The organism is Mesoterricola sediminis, assembly GCF_030295425.1.
Taxonomy (GTDB): Bacteria; Acidobacteriota; Holophagae; order Holophagales; family Holophagaceae; genus Mesoterricola; species Mesoterricola sediminis.
Genome location: NZ_AP027081.1, coordinates 285,113 through 307,626 on the forward strand (window position 1 = coordinate 285,113; position 22,514 = coordinate 307,626).

General features: G+C 61.6%; 16 protein-coding genes. 8 read left to right on the forward strand and 8 right to left on the reverse strand.

Going from position 1 to position 22,514, the window contains the following annotated elements:
• Window positions 1-43 precede the first annotated feature (43 nt).
• The 8 genes from rpoC (at window position 44) to R2J75_RS01275 (ending at window position 12,954) form a co-directional block, all read left to right on the forward strand.
• Window positions 44-4,270, forward strand: coding sequence for a DNA-directed RNA polymerase subunit beta' (gene rpoC / locus R2J75_RS01240; protein ID WP_243345995.1), 4,227 nt, complete (start codon window positions 44-46; stop codon window positions 4,268-4,270).
• A 133-nt stretch (window positions 4,271-4,403) separates the two neighbouring features.
• Window positions 4,404-5,339 carry a hypothetical protein gene (locus tag R2J75_RS01245; RefSeq protein ID WP_243330179.1) on the forward strand — a complete coding sequence of 312 codons (936 nt, stop codon included), beginning with the start codon at window positions 4,404-4,406 and terminating at the stop codon, window positions 5,337-5,339.
• Window positions 5,340-5,407: 68 nt separating this feature from the next.
• A complete protein-coding gene (locus R2J75_RS01250) occupies window positions 5,408-6,439 on the forward strand; it encodes a polysaccharide biosynthesis protein (RefSeq protein ID WP_243330181.1) in 1,032 nt (343 codons plus the stop codon).
• Window positions 6,440-6,467: 28 nt separating this feature from the next.
• Complete coding sequence (locus R2J75_RS01255) at window positions 6,468-7,379, forward strand: sugar nucleotide-binding protein (RefSeq protein WP_316410928.1); 912 nt, start codon at window positions 6,468-6,470, stop codon at window positions 7,377-7,379.
• The gene (wecB, locus tag R2J75_RS01260; protein WP_394365870.1) at window positions 7,376-8,467 is read left to right on the forward strand and encodes a non-hydrolyzing UDP-N-acetylglucosamine 2-epimerase; all 1,092 of its coding nucleotides are present in this window, start codon (window positions 7,376-7,378) and stop codon (window positions 8,465-8,467) included. The genes R2J75_RS01255 and wecB overlap by 4 nt, the downstream gene beginning before the upstream one ends.
• A 70-nt stretch (window positions 8,468-8,537) precedes the next feature.
• Entirely contained in the window at window positions 8,538-10,052 is a 1,515-nt protein-coding gene (locus R2J75_RS01265; protein WP_316410929.1) for a lipopolysaccharide biosynthesis protein, read from the forward strand.
• A gap of 23 nt (window positions 10,053-10,075) precedes the next feature.
• A complete protein-coding gene (locus R2J75_RS01270; protein WP_243330187.1) occupies window positions 10,076-11,389 on the forward strand; it encodes a glycosyltransferase family 2 protein in 1,314 nt (437 codons plus the stop codon).
• Between the two features lie 131 nt (window positions 11,390-11,520).
• Window positions 11,521-12,954 (forward strand): hypothetical protein, encoded by a 1,434-nt coding sequence (locus R2J75_RS01275; protein ID WP_243330190.1) that lies wholly within the window; start codon window positions 11,521-11,523, stop codon window positions 12,952-12,954.
• Here R2J75_RS01275 and R2J75_RS01280 read toward each other — a convergent pair.
• The 8 genes from R2J75_RS01280 to pnp form a co-directional block, all read right to left on the reverse strand.
• A complete protein-coding gene (locus R2J75_RS01280) occupies window positions 12,874-14,097 on the reverse strand; it encodes a nucleotidyltransferase family protein (protein ID WP_243330192.1) in 1,224 nt (407 codons plus the stop codon). The two genes, R2J75_RS01275 and R2J75_RS01280, sit on opposite strands and share 81 nt — an antisense overlap.
• A 25-nt stretch (window positions 14,098-14,122) precedes the next feature.
• Window positions 14,123-15,331 carry a glycosyltransferase gene (locus R2J75_RS01285; RefSeq protein ID WP_243330193.1) on the reverse strand — a complete coding sequence of 403 codons (1,209 nt, stop codon included), beginning with the start codon at window positions 15,329-15,331 and terminating at the stop codon, window positions 14,123-14,125.
• Window positions 15,321-15,905 carry a D-sedoheptulose 7-phosphate isomerase gene (locus R2J75_RS01290; RefSeq protein WP_243330195.1) on the reverse strand — a complete coding sequence of 195 codons (585 nt, stop codon included), beginning with the start codon at window positions 15,903-15,905 and terminating at the stop codon, window positions 15,321-15,323. Before R2J75_RS01290 ends, R2J75_RS01285 begins: the two co-directional genes overlap by 11 nt.
• A gap of 5 nt (window positions 15,906-15,910) precedes the next feature.
• On the reverse strand, window positions 15,911-16,936 hold the full coding sequence (locus tag R2J75_RS01295; protein WP_243330198.1) for a GHMP family kinase ATP-binding protein: 1,026 nt from the start codon (window positions 16,934-16,936) through the stop codon (window positions 15,911-15,913).
• A 46-nt stretch (window positions 16,937-16,982) separates the two neighbouring features.
• The gene (locus tag R2J75_RS01300) at window positions 16,983-17,996 is read right to left on the reverse strand and encodes a GDP-mannose 4,6-dehydratase (protein WP_243330200.1); all 1,014 of its coding nucleotides are present in this window, start codon (window positions 17,994-17,996) and stop codon (window positions 16,983-16,985) included.
• Between the two features lie 4 nt (window positions 17,997-18,000).
• A complete protein-coding gene (locus R2J75_RS01305) occupies window positions 18,001-18,849 on the reverse strand; it encodes an NAD-dependent epimerase/dehydratase family protein (RefSeq protein ID WP_243330202.1) in 849 nt (282 codons plus the stop codon).
• Window positions 18,850-18,936: 87 nt separating this feature from the next.
• On the reverse strand, window positions 18,937-20,172 hold the full coding sequence (locus tag R2J75_RS01310; protein ID WP_243330205.1) for a glycosyltransferase family 4 protein: 1,236 nt from the start codon (window positions 20,170-20,172) through the stop codon (window positions 18,937-18,939).
• Window positions 20,173-20,203: 31 nt separating this feature from the next.
• Window positions 20,204-22,306, reverse strand: coding sequence for a polyribonucleotide nucleotidyltransferase (pnp, locus tag R2J75_RS01315; protein ID WP_243330208.1), 2,103 nt, complete (start codon window positions 22,304-22,306; stop codon window positions 20,204-20,206).
• Window positions 22,307-22,514 lie beyond the last annotated feature (208 nt).

Consider the following 22,514-nt stretch of genomic DNA (forward strand, 5'->3'; position numbering starts at 1 on the left):
ACGCGATCCCTGCTGAAACCGACACGAACTAGAGAGGTCTGATATGTATCCCGAGCAGCAGAACATCAACGCCTATGAATGCATCCGGGTCACCCTGGCTTCGCCGGACGTGATCCGCTCCTGGTCGCGCGGCGAGGTCACCAAGCCCGAGACCATCAACTACCGCTCCCTCAAGCCCGAGCGCGACGGCCTCTTCTGCGCGCGCATCTTCGGCCCCGTGAACGACTGGGAATGCCTGTGCGGCAAGTACAAGCGCCAGAAGTTCAAAGGCGTCATCTGCGACAAGTGCGGCGTCGAAGTCACCAAGAAGGCTGTCCGCCGCGAGCGCATGGGCCACATCGCCCTGGCCTCGCCCGTGAGCCACGTCTGGTTCTTCAAGGGCGTCCCCAGCCGCATCGGCTACCTCCTGGACATCCCCCTCAAGGACCTGGAGCGCGTGCTCTACTTCGAGGCCTACGCGGTCATCGATCCCGGCACGACTCCCCTGAAGGCCAAGGAGATCCTGGCCGAGGACAAGTACCGGGAGTACAAGGCCGAGTACGGCGAGGGCTTCCGCGCCCAGATGGGCGCCGAGGCGATCAAGGAGCTCCTGAAGCACGTTGACGTCGAGGCCCTGGCCATCGAGCTCCGCCACCTGATGAAGCAGGAGACCTCCAGCCAGAAGCGCGTGAAGATCGCCAAGCGCCTCAAGGTCACCGAGGCCTTCAAGCGCAGCGGCAACAAGCCCGAGTGGATGATCCTGGACGTGGTCCCCGTGCTGCCCCCCGAGCTGCGCCCCCTGGTGCCCCTCGACGGCGGCCGTTTCGCCACCTCCGACCTGAACGACCTCTACCGCCGCGTCATCAACCGGAACAACCGCCTGAAGAAGCTCCTCGAGCTGCGCGCCCCCGAAGTCATCGTGCGCAACGAGAAGCGCATGCTCCAGGAGGCCGTGGACGCCCTCTTCGAGAACGGCAAGCGCGGGCGCCTCCTGCGCGGCGTCTCCAACCGCCCCCTGAAGTCCCTCAGCGACGCCCTCAAGGGCAAGCAGGGCCGGTTCCGCCAGAACCTGCTCGGCAAGCGCGTCGACTACTCCGGCCGTTCCGTCATCGTCGTGGGTCCCGACCTCAAGCTGCACCAGTGCGGCCTGCCCAAGAAGATGGCCCTCGAGCTCTTCAAGCCCTTCATCTTCAACCGCCTGGAGCACAAGGGCCACGCGGCCACCATCCGCCAGGCCAAGGAGATGGTGGAGCAGGGCGTTCCGGAAGTCTGGGACGTCCTCGACGAGGTGATCCAGAACCACCCCGTCATGCTCAACCGCGCCCCGACCCTCCACCGCCTCGGCATCCAGGCCTTCCAGCCCGTCCTGGTGGAAGGCAAGGCCATCCGCCTGCACCCCCTCGTCTGCACCGCCTTCAACGCCGACTTCGACGGCGACCAGATGGCCGTGCACGTCCCCCTGAGCCCCATGGCCCAGATCGAGGCCCGGGTGCTGATGATGTCCACCCAGAACATCCTCAACCCCGCCAACGGCCGTCCCAACGTGGTGCCCTCCCAGGACATCGTGCTCGGCGGCTACTACCTCACCAAGAAGCGCAAGGACCGCAAGGGCCAGGGCATGGTCTTCGCGACCATGAACGAGGTCGTCGCGGCCCACGAGGCCAAGGTTGTCGACACCCACGCCATCATCCAGCTCCGCTACGAGGGCGAGATGGTGGACACCGAGGCCTGGCACAAGAAGGATCCCAAGAAGCACTCCGAGCAGGAGGTCTTCGAGTGCCCCAGCCATGAGGTGAAGCGCGAGCTCATCACCACCACGGTCGGGCGCGTGATCTTCAACCGCGCCATGCCGCAGGGCCTGCCCTACATCAACGGCCTCCTGAAGAAGGAGGGCCTCCTGAGCCTGGTGAACCGCGCCTACAAGATCAACGGGCCCGAGCTCACCATCAAGCTGCTGGACGCCATGAAGGACATCGGCTTCCTCTGGGCCATGAAGGCCGGCGTCTCGGTGGGCATCGACGACATCGTCGTCCCCGACACCAAGAGCGCCCTCCTGAAGGCCGCCAGCGACGAGGTCCGCGGGATCGAGCACGAGTACTACCACGAGGGCAAGCTGGACGCCGCCACCCGCTACAACCGGATCCTGGAAGTCTGGGGCCGCACCTCCGAGCAGGTGGCCTCCGACATGATGAAGGAGCTGGAGAAGCGGAACGAGACCGGCAAGTACCTCAACTCGATCTACATCATGGCCGATTCCGGCGCCCGCGGTTCCAAGACCCAGATCCGCCAGGTGGCCGGCATGCGCGGCCTGATGGCCAAGCCCTCCGGCGACATCATCGAGACGCCCATCACCTCCAACTTCAAGGAGGGGCTGAGCGTGCTGCAGTACTTCACCTCGACCCACGGCGCCCGCAAGGGCCTCGCCGACACCGCCCTCAAGACCGCCGACTCCGGCTACCTCACCCGCAAGCTGGTGGACGTGGCCCAGGACGTGATCATCAACGAGGACGACTGCGGCACCCTCGACGGCATCGTCGTCAAGGCCATCGTCAACAGCGACGGGACCATCCGTTCCCGCCTCCGCGACCGCATCATGGGCCGCGTGGTGTTGGACGACGTCCTGGATCCCTATTCCAAGGCCGTCATCGTCCCCGCCGGCACCCTCCTCACCGAGGAGCTGGCCTTCCACATCGAGACCTCCGGCATCACGTCCGTGAAGATCCGCTCGGTGCTCACCTGCGAGGCCCGGCGCGGCGTCTGCGCCCGCTGCTACGGCCTGAACCTCTCCACCGGCCGCCTGGTCGACATGGGCGAGGCCGTGGGCGTCATCGCCGCCCAGTCCATCGGTGAACCCGGCACCCAGCTGACCATGCGGACCTTCCACGTGGGCGGCGCCGCGAGCCGGACCTCCGAGAAGTCCACCCACGAGGCCCAGATCAAGGGCGTCGTGAAGCTGGACGGCATCCGCTACGTCGAGAAGCCCGGGACCGAGACCACCGAACTCATCGCCATCAGCCGTTCCGGCAACATCCTCGTGGTGGATGCCAGCGGCAACGAGCGCGAGCGCTACAAGGTCGCCCCCGGCGCCATCATCCGCGTTCGGGACGGCGAGGAGGTCGAGCCCAAGACCGTCCTGGCCGAGTGGGATCCCTACAACGACTACCTGATCTCCGAGAAGGCCGGCATCGTCGACTTCAAGGAATTCGAGCTGAACGCCAGCTACCAGGAAGAGAAGGACCAGATCACCGGCCGCTTCCGCAAGCGCGTCATCGATCCCACCGACGACAAGCTGCACCCCCACATCAACATCAAGGGGGACAACCACAAGGTCATGCAGCGCTACAACATCCCCACCGGCGCCTACGTCGAAGTGGAGGATGGCCAGGAAGTCCAGCCCGGCGACGTGCTGGCCAAGACCCCCCGGCAGCAGGCCAAGACCTCCGACATCACCGGCGGTCTGCCCCGCGTCACCGAGCTCTTCGAGGGCCGCAAGCCCAAGGACCCGGCCATCATCAGCAAGATCACCGGCATCGTGAAGTACGGGAACCGCGTCCGCGGCAACCAGAAGGTGATCGTCGAGAACGAGGCCGGGGACCGCGAGGAGTACCTGATCCCCCGCGGCAAGCACATCCAGGTGCAGGACGGCGACGAGATCACGGCGGGCGAAAAGCTCACCGAAGGTGCCGTCAGCCCCCACGACATCCTGGAGATCCAGGGCGACAAGGCCCTCCAGGCCTTCCTGCTCAACGAGGTCCAGGAGGTCTACCGGGCCCAGGGCGTGACCATCAACGACAAGCACATCGAGACCATCATCCGCCAGATGATGCGCTGGGTGCAGATCACCGACGTGGGCGACACCCCGCTGATCGTCGATGAGAAGGTGGACAAGCACCGGTTCAAGGAGATCAACGAACAGGCCCTCAAGGACGGCGGCGCCCCCGCCACCTGCGAGCCCCAGCTCCTCGGCATCACGAAGGCCGCCCTCACCAGCGAGTCCTTCATCTCCGCCGCCTCCTTCCAGGAAACCACCCGCGTCCTCACCGAGGCCGCCCTCGAGGGCCGCGTGGACTACCTCCGCGGCCTGAAGGAGAACGTCATCCTGGGCCGGCTCATTCCCGCCGGCACCGGCATGCAGCTCTACCGGAACCTCGAGACCGAGGAAGGCCAGTATCCCGAAGTCTCCGACCAGGACGCCCTGGGCCTCGACGACTTCGACGACGAGTACAGCCGCATGGCCCAGCACGTCGAGGAACTGCAAGGCATGAGCGAGGTCGAGGGCGAGGAGCTCTAGCGCTCGGAGGAATGTTGGCGGCAGCGGCATCGCGTGATGCTTCTGCCGTCAATTTCCTGTTAAGATCGCTGGAAACATGGAGGAAGCCCCTGGGTTCAGGGCCGGAAGGCTGCCCGGGCTTCAGCGGGGAGAAATGCGCATGCCATCATGGCTTACCAAGCTGATTGGCCCGTTGAAATGGGCCCTCGTGACTGCTGTGGTGGTCGCTGCCGGGTCCATTTTCATCCCGAATCGCTACGCATCGGTGGGTCGCATCCTGCCAGCTGACGGGCGTTCCCTCTCCTCTGGGCTCGGCGGCCTTGCGGCAACCGCGGCAACGTTCGGCATCAGCATTCCAGGTTCGGAAGGGGCGGATGCCAACTTCGTGGATATCCTCCAGAGTCGGTGGATGAGTGAGCGTCTGCTTCTTACACGGTTTTCTTTCCGGGCAAGATCCTGGCGGTTCGGACGCGAAGTCGAGAAGGATATGACCCTCTACGACTTTCTAGACTCCAAGAACATCGATAGAGCTGTCGTGCGCTTTGGGAAGGTTCTGAGTTGTTCCAAAGACGCAAAATCCAAGGTTGTGACGATTAGGGTTGAAACGAAATCCCCCTCCCTGTCTCAAGCGGTCCTCCAGCAGAGCGTGAAACTCCTCGAGCAGTTCGTGCAGGAAAAGGGCCGGACGAAGGGTGGAGCGAAGGCCCTCTTCGCTGAAGGCCGCCTCGGTGAAGCACGGAAGGAAATGGACGCGACGGAAGGTGAGTTCCGCCGGTTTCTCGACGCCAACCGTAACTACCTGGTCAGTTCCGACCCCGCGATCCGGTTGAGAGGGCTTAGGCTGGAGGCCGAATACAAGCTGCGCCAACAGATCGTCACCACGCTGGCCCTCAGCCGCGAACAGGCGTTGATGGAGGAGAAGAACGATATCCCCGTCATCAACGTGCTGGATCCGGGGAACCTGCCGATTGAAAAGGCTGGCCCCAATCGGGCTGGTTTCGTCGTGGGCGCATTCCTGGCCAGCCTCGCGCTCCTTGTCGCGTGGCAATTCCGAGCGACCCTCAGGGAGATGCTGGCGGTGCAGCCTTGAGGGCGCGTGCGCATCGGTCCCGCGTCAGTTTTCTGCGATGAATCAACTCAGTCGGAGGCGTTCGTAACATGTTCAAAGACAAAGTCCTGCTTATCACCGGGGGTACTGGGTCGTTCGGGAATGCGGTCCTGAACCGGTTCCTGGACTCTGATATCGGCGAGATCCGGATCTTCAGCCGAGATGAAAAGAAACAGGATGACATGCGGCATCGCTACAAGAACCCGAAGGTCAAGTTCCACATCGGAGATGTCCGGAACTACCAGAGTGTTCATTCGGCGATGCGGGGTGTGGACTATGTATTCAGCGCCGCCGCGCTGAAGCAGGTCCCCTCCTGCGAGTTCTACCCGGTGGAGGCGGTCCGGACCAATGTGCTTGGAACGGAAAATACCCTTCGGGCCGCAGTGGAACTTGGCGTGAAGAAGGTCGTGGTCCTCAGCACGGACAAGGCGGTCTACCCCATCAATGCCATGGGGATGAGCAAGGCGCTGATGGAGAAGGTGACCATCGCGATGGGCCGGAATGTCGACCACGAGCGGACGATGATGTGCAACACCCGGTATGGAAACGTGATGGCCAGCAGGGGGTCCGTGATCCCACTGTTTGCCAAGCAGATCCTAAGTGGAAGCCCCATCACGATCACCGACCCGGAGATGACGCGGTTCATGATGTCCCTTCCGGACGCCGTTGACCTGGTGCTGTTCGCATTCACCCATGGCGAGCAGGGAGACACCTTCGTTCAGAAGGCCCCCGCGGCGACCATTCTCGTTCTCGCCGAGGCGATGAAGCGTATCTTTAACGCCCAGAATGAAATCCGAATTCTGGGGACCCGGCACGGCGAGAAGAAGCACGAATGCCTTGTCAATCGGGAAGAGATGGCGCGCGCGGAGGACCTGAAGGATTATTTCTGCATCAAGGCCGACAGCCGCGACCTCAATTACAACAAATTCTTCGAGCAGGGCGAGACCTCCATTTCGCTGGGGGCCGATTACACTTCCGAAAACACCCAGCGGCTTGATGTGGATGGGATGGTGAACATGCTCTTGAAGCTGAAGTACATCCAGGATCTGCTCGCGACGGGTCAGGCAGAGGACGTCGGATGACTGGGCCGGGCAAACGGGGAGCGCACGTATGAATGTCGTGGTGCTGGGCGGCTCGGGGATGCTCGGGTCCATGGTCGTGGATGTCTTGCGCCAGGATCCCGAACTGAAACTGTGTGTCACTTCCCGGGATGGGCGTCAGGATTGCATCCCTGACGGCATCCAGGTCCACGCGCTTGATGCCTCCGTGGCGACGAAGGAAGAGATTGCAGCAGTGCTTGACGGAGCCGGGTGGGCCATCAATTGCATCGGAGTGATCAAGCACCTGATCAACGACGCGAACGCTGCGGATGTCGAGCGGGCCATTCGAGTCAATTCCCTGTTCCCCCACAACCTCGCCGCCGCCGCCGCCATGGTGGGCTGCAAGGTCCTTCAGATTGCGACGGATTGCGTGTTCTCGGGGGAAAAGGGCGGGTACATCGAAACGGATCCCCATGACGCCCTGGACGCATATGGGAAATCAAAGAGTTTGGGCGAAGTGTCCGCTGATGGCTTCTACAACCTCCGGTGTTCGATCATTGGACCTGAACTCCGGGAGTACCGTTCCCTGCTTGAGTGGTTCTTGAGGCAACCGTCAGGGGCCGCCGTGACCGGCTTCACGAATCATCTCTGGAATGGGGTCACCACGCTTCATTTCGCCAAGATCTGCAGGGGGGTCATCAGGAACTCCCTTGCATTGCCAAGGTTGGCTCATGTGATACCTGGGGATGTTCTCTCCAAAGGGGACCTGCTGTCTGCCTTTGCTGTCGCCTTTGGTCGGAAGGATCTCGTGATCACGCCCAAGGCAGTCCAGCATGCGGTTGACCGCTCCCTGGGGACCTTGGACGCCAGCCTGAACCTTCGTCTCTGGCAGGCTGGTGGCTACGTGGTGCCTCCGACGTTAGGGCAAATGGTCGATGAGCTCGCTGGGTACCGCATGCTCTTGCAAGGGGGACGCTCGTGAAAATCATGACAATTCTCGGGACTAGGCCTGAAATCATTCGGCTCAGTCGCATCATCGAAGCCCTGGACGCCACGGTGGACCATACGCTCGTCCATACGGGCCAGAACTTTGATCCCAGACTAAATGAGCTGTTTTTTGATGAGTTGGGACTGCGGGGGCCCGATCACCACCTGGGGGCCAAGGGCGCCTTCGGGGAGCAGGTGGGGACCATCCTGACTGGCACCGAATCCCTGATCCGGGAAATTCAGCCGGATCGACTGCTTATCCTCGGCGATACGAATAGCGGTCTTGGGGCGATCGTGGCGAAAAGAATGGGAGTACCGGTCTTCCACATGGAGGCCGGGAACCGGTGTTATGACGATCGGGTTCCCGAGGAAGTCAACCGCCGCATCATCGACCATTCGAGCGATGTCCTGATGCCCTATACCGAAAGAAGCAAGCAGAATCTCCTGAAAGAGGGGATTCCCGGACAGAGGATTTACGTGACTGGAAACCCCATTCTGGAGGTGATCAGGCACTATGAGCCCCAAATCTCCCAGTCCCGGATTCTCCAGGACTTGAACCTGTCCCCATCCGGCTTCTTCCTGGTGACGATGCATCGGGCTGAGAATGTGGATGTTGAAAGCAGGTTGGCCGCTTTCCTCTCCGCATTTGACCGCCTCCAGCGGACCTATGGCATCCCAGTGATTGTGAGCACCCATCCGCGCACCAGGCTCCGTTTGCAGAACCTGGCCACCGAAGGGTTGAACCCGGAGGTCCGCTTCCTGGAACCCTTCGGATTCTTTGACTTCATCGCCCTGGAAAAGTCGGCCAGGTGCGTCCTGAGTGATAGTGGGACTGTCCAGGAGGAGTGCGCCATCTTTGGCGTCCCCAGTGTGACAATCAGGGATGTCACGGAACGCCCCGAGACGATTGAATGTGGCAGTGGTGTGCTGAGTGGGGCGGGCGTGGAACAGATCCTGACGCTCGTTCGCCTTGCGACAGGGAAGACCCGGACCTGGGAGCCGCCGAAGGAATACATGCAGGAAAACGTGTCCGACGTGGTTCTTCGCATATTGATCGGACACCTCCACAGGACTGGTGCATGACCTGCACCCCGCGTCCCGGAACCTCCCGGCTCGTTCCTTGCGAAGAACCGGGGGGAGGGAGGACTCGCCTGTGAGCCTGGCGCTTTTCCGACTCTTTCACTCCAGTCGCTCCGTCAGAAACGTCGTCTGGAATCTTGTGGGTGGGCTGACCGCCGGCGTCTTGATCGTCCTGGCCACGCCTCAGTATGTGCACCGCCTTGGGCTGGAAGGCTATGGCATCGTCGGCCTCTGGCTGATGATGCAAGTCCTGATGGGCCTCCTCGATATGGGGATGGGGGCGACCATCGTCAAGGAATTCGCTGACTCGCGTGAAGAGGGCGGGGCGGAGACCAAGCAGGACCTGCTCCGGACGCTGGAAATCATTTATGGCTCCCTCGCGTTGGCTCTTGCGCTTGTGCTTGCCTGCGCTGCGGGAGGGGTTGCCGCGCGTTGGCTCAAAGCTCCTGTCTCCTCGCCAGCGCATATCGCTTGGGCGATCCGGTTGATGGCCCTGACACTGGGCTTCCAGTTCCCCACCGTGCTCTATGCCAACGGCATTGCCGGCCTCCAGGCTCATGGGCGGATGAATCTGATCCAGATCGCTGGGAACTGCCTGCGGTACGGGGCCGGTGTCGCGATCCTGCTGGTAAGGCCCGACCTCGTTTGGTTTTTCGCCGTTCAGGCTCTGGTCGCTGGCGTGCAAATGATGGCGACGCGGGAGGTGCTATGGAGCCTGCTGCGCAGGGGGAGCTCATGCCGCCCTACGTTCAAATTGGCACTGTTCAAGCGGTTGTGGCGGTTTTCGGCAGGCATGGCGCTGACTGCGTTTTCCGGGGTGCTTGTCGCCAATGCTGACCGTATAGCTCTAAGCAAGCTGATGCCCACGGCTGAGTTGGGGAAGTATGCAGTTGCCTATACTGCGACGGGGCTCCTTCAAATGGGCATTCAGCCCTTCTACAAGGCTTTCTTCCCCAGGTATGCAGAGCTGGTCTCTCTCCGCGCTTTTGATGCTCTGCGTAATGAATACCTGCGCAGTTGTGGATTGATGGCCGGCGTGATCATCCCCCTGGGCGTCGCGGGATGGATCTTTGCGCCCCAGCTCTTCACGATCTGGCTTGGAACTGCGGATCCAACCATCGTGCGCGTGTTCCGCTGGCTCATCCTCTCCATCACCTGTTCCGGACTCATGTGGTTGCCCGCTGCGTTCCAACAAGCCAATGGAAAGCCAGGACTCCATGCGACGATGATCATCCTGGCCCTCCTGGCAGGCGTTCCGGTTATGGTGTGGGCCATTCGTGTCTACGGCACCGTTGGCGCAACGGCCGTCTGGCTCATTCACGGGCTGTCAGGCATTTCCGTGGAAATCTGGCTCATGCACCGGCTGATGTTGAAGGGGGATATGCTGCGATGGTACTGGAGGGCCTTGATCCAGCCCCTCTGCGCCACCCTTCCGATCCTCCTTGGCTCCCGCTGGTTGTTGCCTGCCGGCTGTGGTCGGCTTGCGACATTGGGTTGGATCGGGCTGGCCGGTCTTGTCGGCGCGGGATGCTCCGTCGGCCTGGCCCTGGTCGGCCCCACCCGGAAACCGGCAGCCGATCCTTCCTGATGGACAATCCTGTAAAAAACACCATGAACAAAGACCGCCAGCCGCGATTCACCGTCATCATTCCGACTAAAGATCGAGCGGAGTACCTCAAGCACACCCTAAGAACGTGCGCGCTCCAGGATTACGACAACCTTGAAATCCTGGTTTCGGATGATGGGAGCACCGATCAGACGCGGGAAGTCGTCGAGGAGGCAGGGAGGAAGGATCCACGAATCCGCTACGTGACGCCCGGCGGGTGTGTCGGGATGAGGGACAATTTCGAGTTCGCCCTGGATCAGGTGAAGCCGGGGTTCGTGATCGCCATGGGGGGGGATGACGGGATCCTTCCCTATGGGGTTTCCCGCCTTGCTGACTTCCTCCTTGAGACGGGTCTGGAATTGGCTGCCTGGCCTGCACCGATGTTCTCCTATGCCAAGGCTCGTATGGAGACTGGGCAACTTGTGCTGCACCGGCCTCGGAAGAGTCGGATTGTCGAATCGTCCATATTCCTGGCGCGCCAGGTTGAGACCCTGAACTACATCGCTGACATTGAATCACCCATGTTCTATGTGAAGGGTGTCGCCTCGACACGGCTGGTGGATCAGGTGCGGAGGCGATCCCCAGAGGGGCGGTTCTACGTCTGCCCGACGCCCGACGGCTACTCCGGGATTGTCCTGGCCGGTGAAGTGGAACGATTTGCATTTTCCGGTGAAGCTTATACCATCTACGGGACTTCACCGACCTCCCAGGGGCTGGGGTACCTGGCCAATGACCAGGAGGCGAAGAAGAGGTCGGATGACTTTTTCAAACACGTCTCCGCCGTGCCCATGCACCCGGAACTTGCCGGCCAACCCTACTCTCCGCTGATCACCGTGATGACCGTGGATTACCTTCTCACTGCGCGCGATCTGCCTGGATGGCCAGGGCGGTTCCCGGAAATCTCCATGTCCCGGATGTTGGAGAAGAGCCTTGCGGAGCTGGCGCATGGGCTCTACGGGGGAGACAGGGTCTTGAGGGAGCTCCGAATCCTGGATCAGATCGCCGGCAAGCACGGGCTTCGCGATGAATTTCGGCGGATGGTCCAGTCCACCCGCCGATTCGCGGCGAAATCCCCGTTCGAGGGGGATGGCATCAGCTCGGACCGGGTATTCATAGATTGCACTCGGTATGGAATTCATGATCTGTTCGACGCGGCATATGCAGCCTACTGCCTGGGGAACCTTGCCGAAAAGGCCACGCCGGGTTCCATCGCGAGGGCCTTCGCTGGCTCCGTGGCCTACCGCTTGCGCTCCTTGCGGAAGGGCGAACCCTTTCCAGGCCCGGCTTCCTGGTCTGAAGGCGAACAGGGGGTGGACTGAATGGGTGGGACGAGACTGGAGCCCATGGGATGGCGTGGCGAAGGGGATGCTTTCGGGCGGCAGAGGACGGCCTCTGACGCCATTCGGGTGTGATTGGCAAGGCGATGGGGACGATGGAAGGTGAAAGGAGAATGAGCCGGCAAGACCTTCTGCGTGAGGTCTTGTTCACCATGCTGGGTCTTCTTGCGCTTGGCTGTCTGGTTGGATCCAGGGTCCACACGGCTCAATTGGCCATCCTATATCCGACCTTGGCAGCTCTGGGCGTCTTCGGGTTCTTCTCGCTCCTTCTTCGGTATCAGGTTGGAGACGGGCTGTTCGGAGAGCTGGGCTTCATATACATGGTGTTCATCCTTGCCTATACCGTATTTCCCGCCTTCACATTCCTGGTCGTAGATCTTGACCTGGCTTCCGGATGGGTGTGGGAAAAACTCTCCCTGCTTCTTCCAGCGCCGGCTGCGCTGGGGGCTCACCTGTGGAGGCACGTGCTGTTTTCAGCCGGGGTCGGGGTTGGCTACTTGTGGCTCCGGGGAACAGCTCCGCTGAAGGTCTCGCATCCTGAAGAACCGGGGTGGCTGAACCGGAGGGTCATCCTGGTGCTGGGAGGCCTCGTCCTGGTCTGTGTCCTGGCCGTGAGCCTGATGTCCGCGCCGGTGACGACCTACATCGAGAATTACACCCGATATGATCACCTCGGATGGCTCCCCAGGAAGTTTGTCTCCCTTTGTGCCCGCATGAAACAGGGCTTTTTTGTGGCCCTTCTGGTTTTCCTGTTTGCCAATTATCGGCAATACAGGGTGCTCACCTGGATCGCGGTCCTTGGGATGGCGGCTTTTGAAGTCGTGTTCTCTTTCGGGTCAAGAATCGAAAGTTTGATCGTCCTTCTCATGGGCTTTAGCTTGTATCATTTGAATGTTAAACCGGTGAACATGAAGAAGGGCTTGGCCGCCTGTTTGATCTTGGCAGGCTTGTTTACTGGGGTAGAGGTCTTGCGTTCCTATGATTTCGATCTCTCCATGGCCGGGGGAGCTGTCTCGGCGAAAGGGGTCAATCCGGCATCGGAATTCGGGGCTGTGTATTTCACGGGGTTCCATCTTTATGAGGAGCGGGCGAATGATGCCATCCCTCCCAAGGAAACTCCCATGCTTTTCAATGATTTTATTTCACTGGTGATGCCGAACGACTTCAAGCGATGGAATCCGCAGTATTGGTACGCTGACGCTTATTTCCCTGATTCCGTGGTGCCCCCCGAAACCATGGGGCCCATCGCCGACAGCGCGATCTGGGGCGGAGAACTCGATCTGCTGGCAAGGAGCCTGCTCAATGGGCTCTTCTTTGCCTTTATCGTGAGATGGTTCCTGGCCAGGCAGGGCAAGTGGTGGAGCATGGCCGTTTATGTATTCTGTTTCGCGACCAGCATCATGACGCTGAAGTATTCAATTTTCTACCACTTGAACCCGCTGTTCAAAACGTTCCTGCCAACGATCCTATGCGTTGAAGGGTTGCGCCGAGCCATAGCCTGGGGGAACCGCTCCCGCCGAGGGGAGGCTGCCGCGGTCCAGTCCTGACCTGAGGGTCTCCAGGGTGGTGGATAAAGCGGCCAGGTCCCCATCTCCGGGGCCCGGCAGGAGGCATTCTGCGAGCCCTGGGACGCCGAGGCGTTCCGATGGCAATCCGAGGAGGTGGACGCAGCCTGCCAGGTCCAGGTTGAGGTCTTCGGCGGCCTGGAGGATGGCCGCGACCTCGGGGGAAGGCTGGCGATCCGCTCCTCCTCCGCGGACTGCGCCTGGGATGTGGAGAGGCGCGGCTAGATTGAGGCGGCCGCGGAAGGTCGGGTGGGATGCGGAAGCGACTCCTGCATTCGACGCGCCATGCAGGAGGGGCACGATGAGGGACGCCCTCTCCTGAAGCTGGGTCAAGAACTCGTGAAGGAGGGATGCACTGGCCGCTGGCCAGGCCTGGGGCTGCAAGAGAGAAGAGCTGACGAGGGCGGCCCTTCGCTTGGGGGTGGCAATCCACTTCTGGAGGTTGGCCTGCGCCAACCGGTAGTCGGACTCCACGCCGATGTCGATGAAGCGCCCCTCGAAAGGCACGCCACCCAGCAGGCCTCGGGCCGCCAGTTCGGGGAAGACGCCATCCTCCAGGGATGCCGGGGTGGATTCCGGCAGAAAAGAGGCGATCGATTCGGAGCAGAAATACAAACCGGCGTTGATCAGCCCATCTCCGCCATTGGCCTGCTTTTCCAGGAACCCCGTGACCAGGGCCTCCGACATTCGCACGCGGCCATACCTTGAGCAGTCCATGCAGTATTTCAAGGCGATGGTCAGGCAGGCTCCGGATTGTTCGTGGGCTCGCCGCAGGCGGTCAAGGCTGCAATCGAAGAATGTGTCCCCGTTTGCAATGGCAAAGGGGCCTGGCACCTTCCTTGTCTTCAGGGCCTCCCGCAGCGCGCCAGCTGTGCCCAGGGGGGCCGTCTCCCTGGAAAACGTCACGAGCGGCGCGAAGCGGGGATGCGAGGAGAAATGATCTTCAATCACTTCGGCCTTGTGGCCCGTCAGCAGGGTGAAACTGGTCGCGCCATTCCGTACCAGATGCTCCAGAAGGATCTCCAGGAACGGCAGACCTTCGATGGGAGCCATCGGCTTGGGTACATCCTTTACGATGTGGGCAAGCCTGGTCCCGAATCCGCCACAAAGCACGAAGATATGCATGTCGTCATTATCCTGGGGCAAGGTTTCAGGTGTTCATCGCCTTCAGCGTCATGTCGACGATGAGGGCCGCGGAGCGCTCGAATGAGAAGGCCTCGAGGACTTGATTCCTGATGCGAACAGCCTGTTGCCTGGCACCGGACCGGAGCAGGTCGACGACTGCCGTGGCAATGGCTTCGGGAGTCTCCCGTACGAAAAGTCCCTGGCTCTCCTGGAATTCGATGCCTTCGGCTCCAACACTGGTTGCTACGGTCGGGAGTCCCATGAGCATGCATTCTACGGTTTTGACCTTGATGCCGGCGCCCATCCGGAGAGGGACGACCGCGACATGGGCCTCGTTGAAAACAGGGGCTGGATCCTCGAGGAAACCCGTGACTTGGATGGAATCTCCCTCAAGGGCCATGACCCGGCGAGAAGGCGAAATGCCGGCGACAACGAACTGGCAATCGGGGACGGACTCGAGAATCCGCGGAAGGATGCACTCCGCGAAATAGAGGACGGCATCCTCGTTCTCCTTTCTGTTCAAGGCGCCCCAGAAGAGAACCTTTGGCCTGGTGGACGGGTTCGGCGCGAACTGCAGATTGCCGAGAAGATAGGGCTGGAAAGCCGCGACCTTGCAGCCAGGGGCCAACTGGCGGAGAAGGATCGCATCCTTCTCGGACTGGACAAGGCACAGGGACGTGCTTCGAAGAAGGCGAGGTTCCCAGAATCGAAGCTTCAGATGCTCGAATCCCCAGAAGAGCCGGGAGGCGATGCCTCGGGCGCCCTGGCGGGAACGTCCGCTCATTTGCACAAGGACGTCGGATTGGGACGCAATGACAGGAACTCCCTTGAGCTTCCCTAGCAGGAGTCCGATGAACAAGGACTGGCCGTCCCTGACGTAGATGGCACTGGACGTCTGACGCAGAAGCCGGAAGAGCGTGGTCAAGGAGAAACGGCGGGTGTACGAGGCTGGCAGCCAGAAAAACAGGGCAACCCAGAACAGGGGAATGACGCTCCCGACGGGGATGGGGCACACCGCGTGGATGCCGGCGTCCTGGCAGGCCTCTTCTGTCGCCTTCCTGAACTGGTCCTCGTACCTGGTGAAGAAGAAGTTGAGGTGGATGCCGAAGGCCTTGTGCAGAGCCAGGGCCTCGAAAAAGGCCGTCTTCGCTCCGGCGCCGCTCACCAGGCTAGGTGTATAGGAAGACAGGAACAGAATGGGCTTCGAGCCCTGGGGGCGGGTCTCACGGCTCAAGGGCCCCCCCGAAGATCCGGGATTCGATGGTCGCGCAAAGCGCGTGGACGATCAGGCTGTGACCCTCCTGGATGCGGGGCGTGGAATCGGACGGCACCTTCAGGCAGAGGTCGCAGTGCTCTCCCATGGTGCCACCGGTGCGTCCGGTGAGCCCGATCGTGGCCAATCCCCTTGCCCTGGCCTCCTGAAGCCCGGCGAGGATGTTCGGGGATCGGCCACTGGTGGAGATGCCGATGAAGAGGTCGCCGGTGGCCCCCAGGGCCTGAACCTGTCGCGAGAAGGTCTTTTCGAAACCGTAGTCGTTCCCGATTGCCGTCAGGATGGATGTGTCCACGGTAAGGGCGACGGCCGCAAGGCCCGGGCGATCGAAGTAGAACCTGCTGACGAGTTCTCCAGCGAAATGCTGCGCATCGGCGGCGCTCCCGCCATTCCCGGCGATCAGCACCTTGCCGCCCGAAGTGAGGGTCTTGATGCAAAGGGAAGCCGCGGCTTCGAACGCTTCCCCGAAAGCGGTGTCCCCGGCCAGGGCTTCCTTGACTCGAATGGACTCAATGGCGTGGTCATGGAAGGTCATGGGAGTCAATGGGTCCTCCAGGTGATGACACCGTGCTTGACGAACTGGAAGCGCCTGAACTCACCCCCGAACTTCCCGAGCGCGTCGATGACGGGGTACCTGTTGACGCCCGGACAGAAGAACATGATGAAGCCGCCTCCTCCAGCTCCGGAGATCTTTCCGCCGGTGCTCCCGGCATCTTCGGCGGCACGGAAGATCTCGTCAATGACCGGCGAGGTTACTTCCGCGGCCGTCTCCTTCTTCAGTTTCCATCCATAATTGAGGATTTCCCCAAAAGTGCCCAATTGCCCTTTGAGGACGGCCTCCTTCATGCGGGTCGACTGCTCCTTGAGCTGGATCATGGCCTCCAGGCCTTTGTGTTGGTCTGAAGACACATTCCGACTCTGGGCTTCGATGATCCGGGCCGAGGCCCTGCTCATTCCCGTGAAATAAAGCACGAGGGAGCTTTCGAGCTCGGAAATGATCTCCTTCTTCAGGCGCAGAGGGTTGACGACCACATTCTGGCCCGGGCCGAATTCCATGAAATTGAAACCCCCGAACGCGGCGGCGTACTGATCCTGTTTCCCCCCGGCGAGAGCCAGATCGATCCTTTCGATCTGGAAGGCAAGTTGGGCGATGTCGTATTCACCCAGAGCGACGCCGAAGAAATCGGCGAAGGCCGCAACGAGGGCAACCGTCAGGGTGGAGGAGGTGCCAAGGCCGGAGCCCGCGGGCGCATCCACGAAGGTTGTCAGGTTGAAGCCGGAAGGCGGGGCTCCGAAATCCTTGAGGAATCTCCTGTAGACGCCTTCTGCCAGGCTGCAGCCGGGGGGTGGGTTCCCCTCCAGCATGAGCGGGTGGGTCCCGAATGACCCATGGTCGATGGAACGGAATGTGGCCTGATTCCCTGGCAGGGGCTCGATGGTCACATGGGCGAACAGATTGATCGTGGCATTCAGGACCGTGCCGCCATATGTATCGCTGAAGGGGGAGACATCGGTGCCTCCTCCTGCGAATCCCAGGCGCAGCGGCGCCTTGCTTCGGATGAACACCTCTTCCCCCTGTTCGATTGAATTGAAATGATGTCGGTTGCTCGAGTCAGCGCGTAAGGAACCGATGTCCGAGCGAAATCCGGTCGCGCCAATACTGCAGCAGGTCCCTCATGGTCTTGTCGAAGGGGATCTCCGGCTTCCAGCCTGTGTGTTCAGTGAATTTCCTCGTATTGGGAACCTGGAGGTCCGCGTCGATCGGGCGGAGCCGGACGGGGTCCGTGATGACCTCGATGCCGGAAACGGTGGAAAGGCTCAAGAGCTTCTGCAGCATGTCCCGGATCGTGCAGGAATAGGTTCCCCCGATGTTGTAATAAGCTCCCGGCTGGGGGTTCACGGTGACGAGCATGTAGTAGGCCCGGACCGCATCCCGCACATCCGCCCAGGTTCGCATGGAATCGAGGTTTCCCGTCTTCACCACGGGAGGGACCAGCCCCGCCTCGATCATCGCGATCTGCTTCGCGAAGGTGGATTCCGCGAATACATCACCCCGCCGCGGGCCGGTATGCGTGAACATGCGGGTGGTCATGACCTTCTGGCCGTAGGCCTCGGCATGGAATCGGCCCACCAGGTCGGTTCCCACCTTGGATATCGCATACGGAGAGGCCGGATGGAACGTGCACTCTTCGTCAATCGGCAACTTCTCCTTGGGTACGCGTCCGAACACCTCGGAGGAGGCGCATACGTGGATGGTCGGGTCGATCCCGGGCTCGGCCCTCAGGGCCTCAAGCAGACGGCTTGTGCCAAGAATATTCGTGTTCAGCGTGTCCACGGGGGACTCGAAGCTCGTCCTGGGGAAGCTCTGGGCGGCCAAATGAAAAACAAAGTCCGGTTTGGCCTCGGCGACGGCATTCCTCAGGGAGACGTAGTCGTTGAGGTCGCCATAGATGAGCTGGACACGGTCTCCTGCGGCGATCCTGGGAAGAATGTGCTCCAGGTTGTCCAGCGGACTGCGCCACCGGCAAAGTCCATGAATTTCCCAATCCGTATTTTCGAGCAGGAAGTCGGTCAGATGAGAGCCGACCATGCCTGTGATCCCCGTGATGAGCGCACGCTTTTTCATCGTTCTAGACCCTCCTGAGTTCGGCGGCCAAGGCGGCTTCGATATCGAGAGGCGGCCGGCCGAGAATCGTTTCAATCTGGTTGGATTTCATGTGGATGCGCGCCGGCCTGGACTTGAGGAATGCGTCGGACAGCGGAATCGCATCGAAAGCCAGGTCAGGTGCCACAACCTTTTTGACCATTGCCGCCAGGTCTGCGCGCGAGACCAGCCTTGGTCCGCATAGGTTGATGGATGGAGACCGGAAGGCCCCCCAGGCCTCATGAAGCCGGTCGATGGTTTCGATGACGTCATCCAGGTGGATTGCGGATCGCAGGAACGGATGGAATACCTCGGCCTTTCGCCCAAGTGCCGCAGCGTTGAGGAGGTAAGACGTGAATTTGTCCTTGATGGAAACGATGTAGGAGGGCCGCACAACCTTGAATTCGGCCTCCCCCCTGAACCTTCCTTCCACCTCGGCCTTCTGTTGGCCGTAGATGCCGAAGGGGCACAAGGGCGATTCTTCTTCGGGCGGAGTATCCGCATGCCCGAAAACAACATCGGAGGAGAAGAAAATGACTCGGCAACCGCGGCCGAGGGCGTTCTCGATGAAGAGGGAGGTTCCCTGGACGTTGATCTTGGCTGTCTCTTCAGGGGCCTCGGAACACTTGTCCGGCGATGAGATTGCGGCCGTGAATACAACCGTGCTGCCGGGTTCAAGGCTGCCGAAATCGAATTGCCCGAGGTCCAACAGGTCAAGTCGTCCACTGCCAGGAGTTGAAATGGGGGACAGCCCCACGATATCCGTCTTGTGACGGGACCCGGTACAGATGGCCGAGCCAACAAATCCATCTGAGCCGGCAACGTAAAGTTTCAAGCAAGACCTCCAAGCAGGGCTGAGGGCGAAGGGTCGACATGCCTGCCATGAATCGCGTGGGTCACATGGTAAATAAACATAGCATGCCTATTGGCCTGAGTTGAATGTTCCCAATGGTTTGACAACGCTAGCACCTGAAATTTCGGCTTCGATCCGATCCATGCACGCCTGCATCGAGAAGTGTGATTTATAGAACGCAAGCCCGGCCGAAGCCATTCGCTCACGTTCTTCAATCGGCAAGCGCGACAGGGACATGACCTGTTCGGCGAGTGCCTTGGCATCTTCGGCTGGAGCTGCGACGCCCGCGCCAGCGAGGGTCACAAGCCTCGCCGCTTCTCCATTGCCAGAAACGATGATGGGTCGCCTCGAGGCAAGGTAGCCTTGAAGGCGGCTGGGAACCGTCCTTTCGAGGGCCTCGCCGCTGTTCAGGCTGACCAGCATGGCATCGGCCCGCTCGTACCATGCAGGCATCTCCGATGGGGGCCTGCTTCCCGGCATTTCAACGCAATGCCCCAGGCCCCACTGCTCGATCAGCTCCCTTGACGACCCTGCCATGGGGCCATCCCCAAGAAGGATCCATCGGATTTGAGGCTCATCGCGAAGGAGCTTCGCGGCCCCCAGGACCGTGGGAATGGCTTGGACCCTTCCAAGGTTGCCAGCCACCATGACCGTGAAGGTAGTTCTCTCGGGCAGCCGTCGCCAGGGCTGATCAAAGCAGGCGTCAGCCCAGTTGTAGACGTTGGCCATGCGGCTCTTCTCGACGCCAGCCTCCTCGAGAACGGGAATCATGCTTTCGTTCTGAGTCAGGACGCGATCAAAGGCTCGATAGATTGAATGGCTCAGCCAACGGATGGGGCCAAGGAGGCCTTTTGGGATCTGAACCCCAGCGTCGTCCATCACCTCAGGCCATAGGTCTTGAACCCAGATGATCCGCCTTGCTCCAGCCAGGCTGCTGGCAAAAAGGCCAGGGAGTGCCACTGTGACGGGTGAAGACTGAAAAACGAAAACGGCATCCCAGTCAAACCGGCCCGCAAGAAGGACGCGCAGCGTGCCGAGGGTGACGAATGAAACGTACTGGCACAGCAACTCCCACTTCCTGCCCTTTCCCCGCGGGAACTGAGGGAAGCGCAACACGGTTGCACCTTCGTACTGGTCCACGAATGGGCCTAGCCAGGTGAACCCCGGGAAGAATTGGCCGACGGGGTAGTGCGGGTGCCCAGCCAAAACTTCCACCTGGTGGCCATGGGCCACCAGGTGGAGGACGACATCGTTGATCCTGAAGGATTCGGGCCAAAAAGCTGGGGAAACTACAAGTACTTTCATGCCAATCCCAGGCAGGAAGGCCCCTGGGGGCTTAGGCCTGCTCCGCCGCAAGCAGGGCTTTCCGGCTCAGCTTGATCTTCCCGTTGGGGTCGACCGCGATGCACTTGACCATGATCTCCTGGCCCTCGCTGACCTCGTCGGCGGGGTTCTTGACCCGGTGGGGGGCCATCTCGGAGACGTGGAGCAGGCCGTCGATACCGGGGAGGATGGTCACGAAGGCGCCGAACTCGACGACCTTGGCCACCTTGCCCAGGTAGGTCTGGCCGACCTCGGCGCTCTGGATCAGGTCGCCGATCATCTTGAGGGCGACGGCGAGCTTCTCCTTGGTGGGGCCGGCGACTTCGCACATGCCGTCGTCGTCGATGTTCACCTGGCAGCCGCTGACCTCGATGATGTTGCGGATCGTGGCGCCGCCCTTGCCGATGACGTCGCGGATCTTTTCCTTGGGGAGCTGGATGGTGTGCATCTGGGGGGCGTTCCCGGCGTACTCCGTGCGGGGCGCGGAGAGGACGGAGCCCATGGCCTCGAGCAGCTCGAGGCGGCCCTTGCGGGCCTGGTCCAGGGCGCGGGTGAGGATATCGGTGGTGATGCCGCCGATCTTGATGTCCATCTGGAGGGCGGTGATGCCGTCCTTGGTGCCGGCGACCTTGAAGTCCATGTCGCCGTAGTGGTCTTCCTGGCCGGCGATGTCGGTGAGGACGACGAACTTCTCGCCGTCGCTGACCAGCCCCATGGCCACGCCGGCCACCGGGGCGTCAAGCTTGATGCCGGCGTCCATCAGGGCCATGGTGCCGCCGCAGATGGTGGCCATGGAGCTGGAGCCGTTGCTCTCGGTGATCTCGGAGACGACGCGCACGGTGTAGGGGTTGGCCTCCTTGCCGGGCAGGACGGGGAAGATGGAGCGCTCGGCCAGCATGCCGTGGCCGATCTCGCGGCGGCCAGGCCCACGGTTGGGCTTGCACTCGCCGACGGAGTAGCCGGGGAAGTTGTAGTGGAGGTAGAAGCGCTTCTCGTACTCCTCCTCGATGCCGTCGATGATCTGGATGTCCTCGGCCGTGCCCAGGGTCGCGGTAACCAGGGCCTGGGTCTCGCCGCGGGTGAAGAGGCAGGAGCCGTGGGCGGCAGGGAGGACACCCACCTCGATGTTCAGGGGGCGGATCTGGTCGAACTTGCGGCCGTCGAGGCGCGCGCCCTGCTTGAGGATGGCGTTGCGGAAGAGGGTTTCCTTGAGGGTGTCGAAGCTCTCGGTGACGTCCTTCTTGAGCTCGGGGGCCTCGGCCGTGAACTCCTTCACGGCCTCCTTCTTGAGGGCGTCGATGGCCTTGTAGCTCTCGATCTTCACCTTCATGGTGAGGGCGGCCAGGAGGCGCTCGGCGTACTTGGCGGCGACGGCCTTGTAGATCTCCTCGTTGCGCTCGGGCTTCACGACGGCCATCTTGGTCTTGCCGACCTTGGCCTGGAGCTCGCGCTGGAGCTTGACGAGGGTCTTGATGTTGGCGTGGCCGAACTCGAGGGCCTTCACCATGTCGCCTTCCTGGAAGCCCTTGGCGCCGCACTCCACCATCACCAGGGCCTCGTCGGTGCCGGCCACCAGGAGGTCCAGGTCGGACTCGGGGCGCTGGGAGACGGTGGGGTTGATGACGAAAGAGCCGTTCACGCGGCCGACGCGCACGCCGCCGACGGGGTTCACGAAGGGGATCTCGGAAATGATCAGGGCCGCGGAGGCGCCCACCATGGCGAGGGTGTCGGGCTGGTGCTCACCGTCGAAGCTGATGCACTGGGCGGTGATGACCGTGTCGCCGTTGTAGCCTTCCTCGAAGAGGGGGCGGAGAGGGCGGTCGATGAGCCGGCTGATGAGGGTCTCGCGCGTGGTCTGCTTGCCTTCGCGCTTGAACCAGCCGCCGGGGATCTTGCCGGCGGAAAAAACGGGCTCGCGGTAGTCGACGGTGAGGGGGAAGAAGTCGATGCCTTCCCGGGGCTCCGCGACGCAGACGGCGACGAGCACCATGGTGTCGCCCTGGCGGACAATGACGGAACCAGCGGCCTGCTTGGCGATGCGGCCCGTCTCGATGCTGATGGGGGTCCCCCCGAGGTCGATGCTTACCGTGGTGGGGTTGAAGGTCAACTTGTTCATGGATTCTCCTGGGGCGCTGCCCCTTTGGGCTCCCTTGCGCGATCCCTCCATGAAACCCTCCGCCGGGGTGGTTGGGAGGTGGGCTTCCTGCAGAGGTCGCTGCCGCCAGGAGCGAGGACGTCGGCGCTTCAAGGATAACACCCATTATTTCTAAGCGCCTATCGCTATGTTTATGGCTCCCGGGAGTCTGTTCCGCCGGCGGCCCAGG

What these genes read in the sequence shown, in the direction of transcription:
- rpoC (WP_243345995.1), top strand. Translation starts at nt 44, where the DNA reads ATGTATCCCGAGCAGCAGAACATCAACGCCTATGAATGCATCCGGGTC.
- R2J75_RS01245 (WP_243330179.1), top strand. Translation starts at nt 4,404, where the DNA reads ATGCGCATGCCATCATGGCTTACCAAGCTGATTGGCCCGTTGAAATGG.
- R2J75_RS01250 (WP_243330181.1), top strand. Translation starts at nt 5,408, where the DNA reads ATGTTCAAAGACAAAGTCCTGCTTATCACCGGGGGTACTGGGTCGTTC.
- R2J75_RS01255 (WP_316410928.1), top strand. Translation starts at nt 6,468, where the DNA reads ATGAATGTCGTGGTGCTGGGCGGCTCGGGGATGCTCGGGTCCATGGTC.
- R2J75_RS01270 (WP_243330187.1), top strand. Translation starts at nt 10,076, where the DNA reads ATGAACAAAGACCGCCAGCCGCGATTCACCGTCATCATTCCGACTAAA.
- R2J75_RS01275 (WP_243330190.1), top strand. Translation starts at nt 11,521, where the DNA reads ATGAGCCGGCAAGACCTTCTGCGTGAGGTCTTGTTCACCATGCTGGGT.
- R2J75_RS01280 (WP_243330192.1), bottom strand. Translation starts at nt 14,097, where the DNA reads ATGCATATCTTCGTGCTTTGTGGCGGATTCGGGACCAGGCTTGCCCAC.
- R2J75_RS01290 (WP_243330195.1), bottom strand. Translation starts at nt 15,905, where the DNA reads ATGACCTTCCATGACCACGCCATTGAGTCCATTCGAGTCAAGGAAGCC.
- R2J75_RS01300 (WP_243330200.1), bottom strand. Translation starts at nt 17,996, where the DNA reads ATGAAAAAGCGTGCGCTCATCACGGGGATCACAGGCATGGTCGGCTCT.
- R2J75_RS01310 (WP_243330205.1), bottom strand. Translation starts at nt 20,172, where the DNA reads ATGAAAGTACTTGTAGTTTCCCCAGCTTTTTGGCCCGAATCCTTCAGG.
- pnp (WP_243330208.1), bottom strand. Translation starts at nt 22,306, where the DNA reads ATGAACAAGTTGACCTTCAACCCCACCACGGTAAGCATCGACCTCGGG.